11 protein-coding genes and 2 tRNA genes are annotated in these 13026 nt (G+C 41.3%); 10 read left to right on the plus strand and 3 right to left on the minus strand.

Annotated elements, in window-relative coordinates:
* Positions 1-29 precede the first annotated feature (29 nt).
* Together D0T84_RS12215 and D0T84_RS12220 are read left to right on the plus strand one after the other, a co-directional pair.
* A complete protein-coding gene (locus D0T84_RS12215; RefSeq protein WP_163308159.1) occupies positions 30-1628 on the plus strand; it encodes an FISUMP domain-containing protein in 1599 nt (532 codons plus the stop codon).
* A gap of 91 nt (positions 1629-1719) precedes the next feature.
* Positions 1720-3228, plus strand: a complete 1509-nt coding sequence (locus tag D0T84_RS12220) for an FISUMP domain-containing protein (RefSeq protein ID WP_163308160.1) — start codon at positions 1720-1722, stop codon at positions 3226-3228.
* A gap of 235 nt (positions 3229-3463) precedes the next feature.
* Here D0T84_RS12220 and D0T84_RS12225 read toward each other — a convergent pair whose 3' ends face one another.
* Positions 3464-3817 carry a cupin domain-containing protein gene (locus D0T84_RS12225; protein ID WP_163308161.1) on the minus strand — a complete coding sequence of 118 codons (354 nt, stop codon included), beginning with the start codon at positions 3815-3817 and terminating at the stop codon, positions 3464-3466.
* A 261-nt stretch (positions 3818-4078) separates the two neighbouring features.
* On the opposite strand from D0T84_RS12225, the gene D0T84_RS12230 reads away from it, so the two are divergent.
* The 8 genes from D0T84_RS12230 to D0T84_RS12265 all read left to right on the plus strand — a co-directional run bounded on the left by D0T84_RS12230 (position 4079) and on the right by D0T84_RS12265 (position 9709).
* On the plus strand, positions 4079-4279 hold the full coding sequence (locus D0T84_RS12230; protein ID WP_163308162.1) for a bacteriocin immunity protein: 201 nt from the start codon (positions 4079-4081) through the stop codon (positions 4277-4279).
* Positions 4280-4292: 13 nt separating this feature from the next.
* Positions 4293-4586, plus strand: coding sequence for a hypothetical protein (locus D0T84_RS12235; protein ID WP_163308163.1), 294 nt, complete (start codon positions 4293-4295; stop codon positions 4584-4586).
* Positions 4586-5230, plus strand: coding sequence for an O-methyltransferase (locus D0T84_RS12240; RefSeq protein WP_163308164.1), 645 nt, complete (start codon positions 4586-4588; stop codon positions 5228-5230). The genes D0T84_RS12235 and D0T84_RS12240 overlap by 1 nt, the downstream gene beginning before the upstream one ends.
* 8 nt (positions 5231-5238) lie before the next feature.
* A complete protein-coding gene (locus D0T84_RS12245; protein WP_163308165.1) occupies positions 5239-6237 on the plus strand; it encodes a hypothetical protein in 999 nt (332 codons plus the stop codon).
* Between the two features lie 671 nt (positions 6238-6908).
* On the plus strand, positions 6909-8237 hold the full coding sequence (locus tag D0T84_RS12250) for a hypothetical protein (RefSeq protein ID WP_163308166.1): 1329 nt from the start codon (positions 6909-6911) through the stop codon (positions 8235-8237).
* Positions 8238-8454: 217 nt separating this feature from the next.
* Positions 8455-8529: transfer RNA gene (locus tag D0T84_RS12255), tRNA-Thr, on the plus strand.
* A gap of 25 nt (positions 8530-8554) precedes the next feature.
* A tRNA-Gln gene (locus D0T84_RS12260) sits at positions 8555-8627 on the plus strand.
* 137 nt (positions 8628-8764) lie between these two features.
* Positions 8765-9709: a DUF2262 domain-containing protein gene (locus tag D0T84_RS12265; RefSeq protein ID WP_163308167.1), complete on the plus strand. Its 945-nt coding sequence runs from the start codon at positions 8765-8767 to the stop codon at positions 9707-9709.
* Between the two features lie 386 nt (positions 9710-10095).
* On the opposite strand, the gene D0T84_RS12270 is transcribed toward D0T84_RS12265, so the two are convergent.
* Positions 10096-11649, minus strand: coding sequence for a hypothetical protein (locus D0T84_RS12270; protein ID WP_163308168.1), 1554 nt, complete (start codon positions 11647-11649; stop codon positions 10096-10098).
* 95 nt (positions 11650-11744) lie between these two features.
* Positions 11745-12854 carry a hypothetical protein gene (locus tag D0T84_RS12275; RefSeq protein WP_163308169.1) on the minus strand — a complete coding sequence of 370 codons (1110 nt, stop codon included), beginning with the start codon at positions 12852-12854 and terminating at the stop codon, positions 11745-11747.
* Positions 12855-13026 lie beyond the last annotated feature (172 nt).

The following is a 13026-nucleotide window of genomic DNA, read 5'->3' on the forward strand; positions in this document are numbered from 1 at the left end:
CGGGAGGGGGTGGCTTATAAACTGCTTTTATGAAAACAACTGAAACACGAACAAAAAACCGGTGGAAACAGGCAATTGCCGTTCTCGCCTTCCTAGTACTTACTCCGGGCATATATGCCCAGGTAACCGTAGGCAGCAACAAAGAGCCTGAATCCTTTTCGGTGCTGGAGATCATCTCCAATCAGAAAACCGGGCTGCGCATGGCTCACCTGACTACCGCAGAACGCAATAAAATGACCACTGCCTTTATTGGCTCTCCCGAAGAAGAACTGGCCAAAGGCCTCACTATCTACAATACCACAATCGACTGCATGGAGTTCTGGAACGGAAAGAAGTGGATATCCACTTGTGAGGGGAATCCTTTATCCATTCCTAATACCGAAGGCGAAGGCACATTCACCGGCAAGGTATGCTTCGACCTTGCACAGGGCAACAACGCAACCGAATACTGCGCTCCGCTGACCAGTCGCACGGCTAAAAAAACCACCTTTACTAACACAACCGAGCAAGACCCAGCGCAGCAAATAGCTGATGGCGCTACCACCTCCCTCTACACAGGCGTGCCCGATGCCACATTCGGATACTCAGGTGTGCAGGTATATACTTTTACCCCGCCGACAGGAGGTGTAAGCAATGTACGCTTTGGCTATATTGATATTTCGGGCAAAGTGGTGGCAAGTATCGAGCCTAAAGCCGACTATAGCGGAAATGACATAGATTCTCCCTGCAAAGCGGTAGTAACTTACAATCCTAGCCTGAGTACCGACCTGAAAAACCTGACTACCACAGAGGCACTGAAAGCCGACCTCTATGTGATATACAACGATGCAGCAGACGGCATGGGGGCGGACAAGTATCTGAAACTGGCCATTACCTTGAGCGACTGCGCCTGCTGTGGCGCGATGGCTACTCCCCTCTCTGGTAACGAGGAGCAGTTGCAATGGCAGACCTTTATGTGCTATAATCTGGGTGCCGACCAAACGCTTGATCCCTTCACCTGGAAATCGGACGGAGACGATGTAGACAACGATATCAAAGGCTACCTGTACCAGTGGGGACGCCAAAGTGACGGGCATGAGAAACGCAAGAGTGCTATATCTACAATGTTGGCTACTAATAATCAGGCAACATTTCCATTTGATGTAATCGGTAAGTTCATACTTCCAACATTTTCCCCCGGCGACTGGCTTGAGGGCTCCAATGAAATATCACGATGGGGTGACGGCTCACGGAAAGACTTATTACCTAAAGGCGTTAACGATCCTTGTCCTACAGGCTGGAAGGTGCCGACCAGAGTACAATGGAAGAGTTTAAACCAGATGGATCCGATAAACGGAGATCCTTACTATAAATGGAAGTGGACAGGTAGCGGTTATCTGATTGGAGATGATCTGTACATTCCATGTGCAGGATACAGAGATGGAAATGGAAATACTGGATCTGATTATTTTTCGATGGTTGGAACAGGTTGTAATTATTGGACAGCTAGCCCAGGTAAGACCACTTATGACATAAGTAGTGGTGTCATACTATTGTTGTATGCTGATCATCTTAGTCAATTTGTTATTACTATGGAAATGGACTTTAGTCGTGGTATGGGTTTATCTGTCCGTTGTGTATTAGAATAGTTTTTCCCGCTTTTCGGATTTATAATCCTGAATCCTGAATCCTGAATTGAAAATAGACGTTAGTCAAATCCTGAAATTATATAAACTATATATGAAAAAACTATTATTATTTACATTTATCCTGTGCATGGTCACTGCCGTATGTGCACAGGTAACGATGGGGTCGGACAAAGCACCCGAACCCTTTTCGGCTCTGGAATTGATCTCCAGCGGTGAAAACGGGCTGCGCATGCCACTGCTGACCACCGCCGATCGCAATAAAATGACGGCTACCTTTGGCACTCACAAGGAAGGACTGGCCAAAGGACTCACCATCTACAATACCACCACCAACTGCCTCGAATACTGGAACGGCACAAAGTGGATATCCACCTGCGGGGGAGAGGATTCGCCCTATACGTCTGTTACACCGGATGGCAAAGCTACGGTAACGGCGTGCGCATCACCTACCGATGAGACTTTGGGTACAGATGGTTATGCAGATGGCTATAAGATTGGCCTTCGTGCAGTAGAAGCCACTACGGGCTTTTATATGTTTACCTACCAGACGATGAGGCTGTATGCCAATTATAGCGATACGCCTGAGCCGACCTCCTACCAGTGGGTGGTAGACGGCAAAGCTATATCGGGTGCTACTGCCTCTACTTTTGCTTATACCCCGCCTGCGAATATTGCCCTCAAAAAAGACGACTTGGGTAACTATAAAAAGACAGTAACCATCACCTGCCAGATGACGGTTGGCGGCAACGATATAGAGCCTGTAGACAAATTCGATATACTGGTGGTACATGTACCAGATGAAGACAAGGACAAGGACGGACTGCGCGACCTGCAACCTATCTATGTATGGGGGCATGAAAACGGTGTAGCCGGAGCAGACAAGGTAAAAGTAACTTTTGCTCATGTCAACCTGGGCGCTGAGAATGATAACGACCCATGTAATTGCTTGGGTGACTTATATCAGTGGGGACGTGTGGCTGACGGGCATGAAAAGCGTACAAGTGCCGGTTATCCGACTAATGATACTTCCTCCGAAAATGGGATTGCTGCCAACGAGGACTTGGATATAAACGGGCAGATAGCCGAAGGCAATGCAAGCGAGGGTAAATTTATCAAGCAAAAAGATGATCCTTACAGTTGGCGTCCCGTTGATGGAATGATTGGCCTTTGGGGTGACAGTTCTACCGAATTTTCGGCGAATTATAATCAAGCTAAGGGAACTGTCGATCCTTGTCCTACAGGTTGGAAAGTTCCCAGTCAGAAACAATGGGGGGCTATTTATCGGGGCGGAATTGCCAGTGGTGACCCAGGTTCCGCGACTTCTAGTAGCTGGAATTATCTTGGTAGAACTCTTATATGGGAGAGATGGGGTAGTACCAGCGGTTACAAAGTCGCTGAAGCCCTTTATTTGCCCCTCTGTGGTTACCGCTCACACGAAACCGCACAAACGTACTTAGTTGGTCACTATGGTGCTTATTGGTGTAGTACAGTCCTCAGTAACAACGCGTACTATTTGCATCTCGATGGCGGTAGTATTATTGTCCCAGGTGGCAATCGCCCTCGTGCCTACGGCTTTTCTGTGCGTTGTGTCCCAGAATAAAAAGCGAGCGTGTTTAACCCCGAAGTCTCTACCATCAGGATTTGTAATCCTACAAAAAGAATCGAAAACCAAAGAAACAGGCTGTTCCTTAAAGCCTGTTTCTTTCCCTAATGCCCGTAAGAACTATATACTATAGCCCACTGGCAACGCCTTACGTAATAAATAGAAGCTATCGAGGGGTGTCCTGGATCAACGGAATAGAGTGGGGTCAAGATTAACACCCTCCCTTTATCTTTTATTCACAGTCAGTCCGGTCGTTTGTCGAATCGTTGTCGGGCTGCGATACAAGTATAAAATCGATAGGCTCTGATGTTTCATTCGCAATGTAATGTTTTACCATCGGGTCTATCAATATTCCCTGTTGCTCGTTTACAACCTCGGGCTCGCCTTCGATATAAAATACGGCCGTACCTTTTACCACAAAGAAGAATTGCCGCGCAAGAGAGTGATAATGTAAAGTCTCCCTTGTTCCCGCAGGCATAGTTTCTATTTTTACAGATAACGAATCCCTACTCATCAGGATCCAACTGCTACATTTATCTCCCCAGTAATAATGGGGCGCTGAATTTTTATCTACTGCTCTACCCATGATATTATAATTTAAAAAATGTAACAATATGCTAAGTAATTGTTGTCTAACGCCGGAGGAGTGTCTCTTTATCAACCGTATGTGCAGCGCAGCGGAACTTAGGGCGATGCCACATACTCTAAAACGTCTCTAAAAATTTGGTCGAATAAAATTTAAATAGATTCTAAATATAAGAAATAAATTGAATAAGATTGCTTTTTTCAATCATTATTTCTAAATAAATATCTTAGTTTTGTAACTTACACCAAATATTTGCAGGTTATGACAAGAAAAGAACTGATACAACTTGTGGAACAGATTCTGGATGTAGAGAAATACTCCGAAAAACAATTGGATGATATGCTGGAACTGTTGCACAGGAATGTTCCACATCCGGCTGTAGCCAACCTGATTTATTATGACAACCTATCCCCCGAAGAAATTGTGGATAAGGCACTGGACTACAAACCTATTCAATTATAAATCTATTCATACTATGGATAAAGACCTGTTCCATACTATTATACAAATAGCAACCGGAAAAGATCCGGATATTTCAGAAGCCAAAACACTTATTCATACAGGAGGTAAAGAGATATCAGGATTCATACAAGAAGTAATGAACAAAGAAGAAGACGAGTTTACAAAAGCAGAGATAGCAGAGGATTATGTACAGATAGCAACAAAAGAAGATCTACCGTTTTTTGAAGAAACTCTGAGTAACATGAAAGTCAAACACTGCATATCTGTACTTGAAAATTGTATATCTACATTAAAGAAAAAAGCATAATGTCACTCGAAAAAGACGAAGCTATAGAAAATTATATCCTTTCGCATATCGACCAGGAAGGCGAATTGCTAAAACAGCTCAACAGGGATGCCCATGTCAACCTGCTCAAGCCACGTATGCTCTCAGGGCATTTGCAGGGGCGTATGCTCAAGATGTTTTGCCGGATGATGCAGCCAAGATATATACTGGAGATAGGGACTTATACGGCTTATGCCACCCTTTGCCTTGCCGAAGGCGCTGCTGACGATGCCGAGATACATACACTGGAAGTGAATGACGAACTGGAGGATTTTATCATGAAATATCTGCACCAGACAAAGCTGAAAGATAAGATACACCTGCATATAGGCGATGCTATGGACATTATTCCAAATATAGACCGTATATTCGACCTTGTATTTATCGATGCCAACAAGCGGCATTATATAGAGTATTACAACCTTATTTTCGATAAGGTGCGTCCGGGCGGACTTATCATTGCCGATAATACCCTCTGGGACGGGCATGTGCTGGAAACGCCAAAGCCGTCGGACAAACAAACGATAGGTATACAGCAATTTAACGATATGCTGGCAAAGGACGGCAGGGTAGAAAAAGTGATTCTGCCTGTACGTGATGGACTTACATTAATCTGGAAAAAATAAAAAATACCATGAATACACAGTTTAAACTGACAGGGCAAACCAATATCATCACTTACTCATCAGACGGGAGCCTTATTATTATCAGTGATTACGACGGAGGATTTAAAATCTACGATGTGAAAAAAGAAAAACTGATATTTAAAACAAAGATAAAAGGGAAAAAAAGCGATATTATAATCCATTATCATGATATAAGCTGCGACAACCGGTTTGCTGCATTCAGTTGCGATTTTAAAGTTTTTATAGTTGATATCGCAAAGAAGGAGATAATTAAAGAAATATCATATTCCAAAGAAATTGAGAGGCAGGCAACTTCCCCTTTCTGCTTTTTCCGCACCTCTGCCAAAATTGCGATTCCCAATGGCGGCGAATTGATTATCTATGATATAGAAACGGAAAACAGTATCCGGATAAAACTGCCATCCGGTGCAGGCTGGACCGACTGCCTTGCAACAAATGCAAATGATACGATTATTGCTTACAAAAGCAACAATGATGAACTGAGAGATAAAGTTTATATTTACGATTTGGCAGATGGCAAATTATTAAATACGGTAAAAGTACCTTACCCTATAGGATACCGGCAGGAATATATATGCAGGGATATCAGGTTTGTAGATGAAAAAACATTCGTGATATTGCGGAAAGCTTTTGGTATCTCACATTTCGATGCAGATTCGGGGAAAGAAGTGCAGACTATCACATGGGATACGATGGGGTTTAGGACTGTACATGCATTTTGGGAATCTGCTATATTGGATGATTGCAGGTATATTCTTTTCTATAAAGAGACTAATACTGCAAACGACCCTGACGAATGGCATGTAGACCCTGAGGAGGTGGAGCTTATACTATACGATTCGGGGGAAAAGAAAATCGTAAGCGTTAAGAAAACCGGAATGTGTCCGGCCTCTTTTTATGTGCCGGACAAGCGGTTAGCTTATGTAAAGAAAGTTTATGATGAGAATTACAAAATCAGTAGATTTTTAGTGACAGAGAATCTATAGGATAAAACATTACGAAACAAGCCAGGTAGTATTTGCTTTTCAATTAATTACGCAAATCAGGGGTTGCTTTGGGTTGCAGTATACTATTATAAATCATGCGAATCAAGGGTTAAATGTGCTATTAGGCACATCATATTGGTAGAAAGATGAATGAAATTCGTTTTTTGTGCCGTCAGGTACAAAATGTGAATTGTTCTGTAGATATTGCGTACCTGACGGCACGCAATTAACCGGTTAAAGCTTCTTTCTACCAACATTCAGTCCCTAAAGGGACAAAAAATAGCACATTTGACCCTTGATTCGCATAAATCAATCTTCTGTTTTGCAGCCAGGGTTCTAAGTCCACGAAGTGGGCTAATATGGATAACTACGGGTAAAACCCGTGGAAAAATCGGATAGGGAGAGGCCGTCTCCGTAGGAGGCGAATAGCATTTGTTTTTGCTATTTGCCTCCTATGGAGACATATTTCCCAGCCAGTCCCTGTCACGGGTTTTGCCCGTGGTTATCCACCTTCAGTCCCTTTGGGACAATAAGTTACTGTGTTTTTTAACCCTTGATTCGCATTAATTATAAATGATATATTATTGTATTCAATATAATATCTATTATTTTTACAGCTACGCAAAAACATTGCATAGCCATCTGTTTACCTTTGTGATATAATCCATAAAATGATGGAACAGTTATACCAAACAATAAAACAAAGGAGAAGGCCCGAAGATATAGCCCAGATGATTCTGGAAATTCAGGGAGATAACTTAGCTGCTAAGGAAAGGAAGGTGCTGGATAAAGCCGCTTCCGGTTCTATAAAAAAGAGCATCTGGGGATATAGTTCTATGGCTATGTACTTTGCAGAGCCCATAGGTGCAAAAAAACAAATGGAGAAAGCTATCGAGTTATTTAAACCGGAAACGAAGGTACTATACGACCCCAATAACGCAGAAAGCATCCGTGCGTTTATCGCTGCGGTTTCTTCTATCTTGAAAAAAGAAGAAGGTGCAAACAATTTCTTATCCGACAGGATGAATAAAGAGGCACGCAAAGAATCGGGGCTCGATTTATCGAAAAGGGCATATAACAAAAGATGGCGCCTGCTGAAAAGATTGGAAAATAAATTATTGAAATTTATAAGAGAAAACCGCAATGCTGAGTTTCAGAAGATAGCGAAACATGGCATTATACATCGGTTAGATTACAATACTTTTGCTTCTGATACCGATTCGGCCTGCTTTATCGCTTATTATACATCCAGATGTAATCTCAGGAGTGAGTTTACAATTTATGGACAACAAAGAGCCTTTGACGAAATCAGCGAAATGCTTTATAATCGTTGTATTAATAATCAAAATACAAATTGGTGGGCTATATCCCATGTATATCCTGCTATCGAAGTATTAAAAAACCTGAGCGATGAACAAAAAGGAATTTTGCTGGGCGAATGGACTTCCATACTGAAAGATATATCCACTCTGCTGGAAGAGGTTTGGAACTCGAACCAGATAAACAGGAACTCGATGGTTGTCAGAAAAGGCAATGACTCCACCACATGGAACAATACGGCGGGGGCATGGAATAAATCGCGGGACAACTGGATGAACCTGATTTATGCGATGGGCATGGACGATATTCTGGATACCATTTGTTTCGGAAAGGTGCTGCGATTGATGGCCGGAGACGTGGTTTACTGGCACATCCGCACCGGAGGAAAACTAGACCCCAACACAGATGTATGGAACAGCGTGCCTTTGCCTTGGGAGGTTTTTGAAGGAAAAACTGTTTGTAACCGTAAAATAATTTCGGATAGCTGTAAGAAGGCGGGGCTAAACCCTAAAAAGTCCGGGTGGATAGCACCACGCGAACATAAGGCCGTACCTTTCAGCCCAACGCCGGAACTGGTACATGGCGTTACAGTCAGCAATCCATTCCTTGCCGACATACTGAAAAAAGAAGGCTGGTTTTCGGGAAAGCCTGCAAAGAACAAAAAATGGTTTTGGAACTAAGAAACTGTTTAAATTTTATTCGTTCCAATTTTTAGAGATGTTTTAGAGATGTTTTTTTCTTTCTTGAAACGATAATAGCGGGCTATTTACATACGCTTCGCTCCTGTGACCGTTGGTTGAGTTGAGAGAAAGGAAAAAACAGCCGAAAACAGACTAAAAATGAACGAAGAAAAAGGTATAATAAAATATTCGTATAAAATTTAAACAGTTTCTAAGAGAGTAAGTTAGCTCAGTGGCAGAGCATCCGGCTCGTCATCCGGATGGACACAGGTTCGAGCCCTGTACTTGCTCTTTTTTAGATATTTGTATTATAGTAATCCGGCATAGCTCAGTGGTAGAGCGCCCGGCTCTGGGTCCGGGTGGACGTAGGTTCGAGCCCTGCTGCCGGATTATTTTAGTAATAGAAAATGTATGAATAAAAAATAAATTTGTCTTATATTAGTACTGCATACTCTAGAAAAGAGACAAAGAGAAAAAAATAAAATGTGTAACTTTTGTCACTTTTTCCGAATTAAAAACTTTAGAATATGAATGGTTGGGAAATAAAAAACTTTACGCAGACATTGATGGAGGCGCAGGGCGGGAATAGTAAAAAAATAGACACTTTTGTGGCTGATTATCCTCTTTGTGCTGTAAAGGCAGATTATTCGCAGGCAATTATCCTGCGCCAGTTTCATGTACAATTATGGGAGGATGAACGAAGAATACTGAATTGCAAACCGGATACTTATGGTGGAGCAAAAAGTGATGAAAAACAATGGGGTATCACTCAGGCGAACTTCGATAAAGAGAATGGCTCAGGGTCGGAAGGAAGTATGTGTATCCCGAATTATAAATATACATCCGTTACTATAAATGACGATGACAGCATCACGTTGAAATGGGACAATTCGGAAGTGACCACCAACCTGCAAGAGATGTTCCGTAAACTGAAGTATATATTTGGCAAAGCAAAGAAGGAAGAAATAGAAACTGCTTTCGCTACTCTTTGCAACGAGGTTATAACGGGACCGCCGCCGCCCGAAGTTGTTTATCGGACATTAGAAAGTGAAGTACTCGGAATGTTGACATATAATGAAGAGTATGAGTGCTATCAGACTGAAACAACAATTGATGGACACATGGTAGAAATAACCGTTGATCTCACATATCCCTCGGAATTGAAAAAGAATATCAAAAAAGTGGATAAGCTAATGTCTGCAAAATTCTACGAAAAGGCTTTACAAAAAATGGCAAAACCGATGTCAGCGCTCAAAAATGAAGTTTGGTTGGGAGAAGACGAGGACGGACAGGAAGAACCACGGATATCGGCAGATGAGTTATTGAAACGGATAAAAATAACAGCCATAGCTTTTGACGACGAATGCGAAGCAGAGATATATTGCGATGATGGCGATATATTCTGGGGACATTGTATCCTTATCAGCACCAATGCAAGGGGCACATATCAGGATGCTACCTTAGCCGGATGAGAAAAAGTAACAATAAAGAAATATAAAAAAAGTCACCTTTGTCACTTTTTATTCATAAATAGCAGATAGTAAATTTGATATAGATTCATTATGAATAATGTGAATCAGTATTTCGTTTTGTTTAAATTATGTGTTCAATTTCATTAGTCGTTTTACATACGCTTCGCTCCTGTGAACGTTGTTTGTCGTGACTCGGCATAACATAAATAAATTTTAGTTCTACTCTCGCTACTTAAAATGTTGGTAAATTTTATACGAATAACCATTTATCCCGTTAGGGACGCTATTGCGCTTTGATAAATTAATTTCTACCAGGCGATTCATTCCTAGCGGAATGATGAAAAAAGACCATCTTATTTTTTACATGTTACTAAGGAAGTTTTTCCTTACGACTGATCGTAATTTACACCAACCGTACCACAGTCTTCACAAGTAAAGAAATAATACAGGCCTTCGCTATCTTCGATGTCTGCCATGTCGAACTGTGCCGTAAAGCACATTGTCTTGCCACAATCGGGGCACGCAGGATATGAAACATCGTTTACGGCTGTAGGCATTCCGCCTATTTGAGTAAGGGTGATTTCTGCAAACTGGTGGGCTGTCCACATTGCCAAGCGCTTTTCTTCCGACAGGCGCAGCCCGTATTCGAAGCGTTCGGCTATATTCTCATCATTCTTCATGTATTCAGGGTGTTTCCGGAAAAAGCTGTCCGGTGTATTAGCCGGATGCCAGTGAATTCCTGACGCGGCTACCTTTGTAAACACCGTCTGATAACAGGAACAGTAAAGGCAGGTTGCCAGTTTTTGTTTGTCATCGAAAACAAGTGTTAGCGGTTGTCCACAAAAACCACATACTTCCGATAGGATAGTAACAGGTAATAGAGCGGATGATTTTTCCTTGTCACATCTTTCGAATGCTTTGACTTCTTCACCGAACAATATTCGGGGAATTCCGTCCTTTGTCGTTTCCCAGCCACCAACTTTTGCGTAGTCTTTTGGCAGTATATATAACTTCTCAGCCCATGCGGGGAGTGGTGTCCGACTACTTTTGATGAGAAAGTCATTTGTCTGCTTACATGGTATCATGGCAAGGGCACAAAGGATATGGTTGATTGCTAAACGATGGCTTTCGGGGTCGTCTAATTCTTCAAGCAGGGCAATCAGTTCATCCGCGAATTTATTATCTGCACGCAGATAAATTTCGCCATAGTAAAAAATCTCATTGTCAATCAGGTAACGATATAGCTTGTCCGGCAATTTATCTCCACAGGAATGGGCATAAAGAGCCAGATACAGCAAAAGATCAATACGCTCGTCTGTTTCTGTTTCGTCAGCAATAAACAGGTCTATAAATTTGTAGATCTCCTCAGGTGAAAGGATAGCATAGTGTTTGTATAGTTCCTTCTTATTTCCATGCCTTATGTGATAGTCGTACAGGTTGGCAGCCTTAGTCAGGTCTATTTCCGGTTCATTTTTTGGTGGTTTGAATCCTCCCATCGTCAGAATGCTTCCTTGTTCGAATGTAAAATCATCTTTTACAGACACATACATTCTGTATTGATAATCATTAAAGTATCCCATAAAATCCATAGTAAACGCACCTTGAGCAGGGTAGAATGTAACTCTGCTTACATTAATTCCGCGGAGTTGCTCACGAATCATGATTTCGTCATCTGCGGGAACATTCTTTTTCTTCTGTTGGCGCATATCTTCGAACTCTTTTGCAAGCTGTACACTCAGGTAATCTTTGATATGCTCCATATTTTCATAAGCCCAGTTCCATGCGCGTCTGACGATGGTGTCAGCTTCTGCCTTTTTATCGTTTCCAAGATTGTTAACGATAAACTCAAGGCTCCCGTCTTTGAATGATACGGTCTGAGAAAAATACTTTATGCCATAACCTTTGTCTAAATACTGTAGGTTGATGTCGATTTTTTCCATAAGGATTTTATTTTGCTGTTTTTGTTTTGTTTATTAGGTCATCAATAATAGTTGTTTCGCCCCCTACATTGTCCGGAATATGTTGTTGATCTCTATTAATCGTGATAATCATAGATAAAAATCGTACAATTCTCTTTTTCATTGAAAATGCAATATTCCACGCCCATATCCGTCGAAAATTCCAAATTCAGATTTTTCTTATTTTTGTAATTGTAATTAATGGTTAAAGAGTCAACGTCTTCATGTGTTATCATTTTATATTCAAGGTCTTCTGAAGGTAATTCCGGTTGCATATATCGTTGTAAACTGTTTTCATTTTCTTTATAAATGATTTGATAAACTTCCGCCAGTGTTTTTCCAAAATAGTAACACTTTTTTTTGCCGTATCCATCTCTTATTTCTTCACAGACTGTCCCTTCTATTTTCTTAACACCTTTATATGTGTTTGTGGTATAACGGAATAATTGTATAGAATCGGATGATATGCTGTCTCTTACAACCTCATTCTGTTCGCTTTCTTCAAATTTGTAATCAGTAAACAAGGTAAGGTCGGGAAAGCCATTGGATTTGTGGTCTGTAGCTACCAACCGTGTGTTATATTCTTCAAACCAGCCATTGCCGTTCGCGCCCCCGTCATTTTCGCCACGGTATTCTCTGGCAGTATAACTCAAAACAGGTAACAGCGAATCGTTTTGCTGAACAAATAACTCACGAGAACGATGACCGCTGGGGTTAACACCTGAACTGCCATTATATCCTGAGCTGATACCAAATATTATCTTATTGTCGTTCAATCGGTAATCGAGTGTGTCAATCCCAATACCTGTCAGCATATAAGCATCTGAACTATAAGCGTCCGGGGTGTAATGACGGCTTACCACTTTTCCCGTTTTCGTATCAGCAAGCAAAACATAACAATCTAAGCTGAATGATTCGTTATTATAGTTATCTTTTTCAAGAGAAATTATTTTTGGAATTACCCAGATTGTAAGGTCTTCATTTGCGGGTACAGTTTGTTCCGATACAAATTCCAGATAGCAGTCTTTGCATTCCAGACCTAATTGTTGTAAGATCGTATTGAATGTCTCGTTTGCAGGTGCTCCTTCGCATATAGTATCTGTCGTTTCGTCCGCATTGTTTTTGCTTGCCTGATTACAACTGGCCGCGACTAATATAATTATTAAAATGATTATAGTTCTTTTCATTTGTGTGTTGAATGTGCCTCTAAAGATAAGAATAAAAATATTACTTCCCGAACCTTGCTACTGTCATCTTTATCTATAAAAATTATCTTATAATATGCTCTTTGATATTATAGATGATAATAGATGTATGTTTCTTGATCGACACTGTAAGAGTGTGTTAAGGTGTAAAAAA

The organism is Dysgonomonas sp. 521, assembly GCF_010501055.1.
GTDB lineage: Bacteria > Bacteroidota > Bacteroidia > Bacteroidales > Dysgonomonadaceae > Dysgonomonas.

What these genes read in the sequence shown, in the direction of transcription:
- D0T84_RS12215 (WP_163308159.1), top strand. Translation starts at nt 30, where the DNA reads ATGAAAACAACTGAAACACGAACAAAAAACCGGTGGAAACAGGCAATT.
- D0T84_RS12220 (WP_163308160.1), top strand. Translation starts at nt 1,720, where the DNA reads ATGAAAAAACTATTATTATTTACATTTATCCTGTGCATGGTCACTGCC.
- D0T84_RS12225 (WP_163308161.1), bottom strand. Translation starts at nt 3,817, where the DNA reads ATGGGTAGAGCAGTAGATAAAAATTCAGCGCCCCATTATTACTGGGGA.
- D0T84_RS12230 (WP_163308162.1), top strand. Translation starts at nt 4,079, where the DNA reads ATGACAAGAAAAGAACTGATACAACTTGTGGAACAGATTCTGGATGTA.
- D0T84_RS12235 (WP_163308163.1), top strand. Translation starts at nt 4,293, where the DNA reads ATGGATAAAGACCTGTTCCATACTATTATACAAATAGCAACCGGAAAA.
- D0T84_RS12240 (WP_163308164.1), top strand. Translation starts at nt 4,586, where the DNA reads ATGTCACTCGAAAAAGACGAAGCTATAGAAAATTATATCCTTTCGCAT.
- D0T84_RS12245 (WP_163308165.1), top strand. Translation starts at nt 5,239, where the DNA reads ATGAATACACAGTTTAAACTGACAGGGCAAACCAATATCATCACTTAC.
- D0T84_RS12250 (WP_163308166.1), top strand. Translation starts at nt 6,909, where the DNA reads ATGATGGAACAGTTATACCAAACAATAAAACAAAGGAGAAGGCCCGAA.
- D0T84_RS12265 (WP_163308167.1), top strand. Translation starts at nt 8,765, where the DNA reads ATGAATGGTTGGGAAATAAAAAACTTTACGCAGACATTGATGGAGGCG.
- D0T84_RS12270 (WP_163308168.1), bottom strand. Translation starts at nt 11,649, where the DNA reads ATGGAAAAAATCGACATCAACCTACAGTATTTAGACAAAGGTTATGGC.
- D0T84_RS12275 (WP_163308169.1), bottom strand. Translation starts at nt 12,854, where the DNA reads ATGAAAAGAACTATAATCATTTTAATAATTATATTAGTCGCGGCCAGT.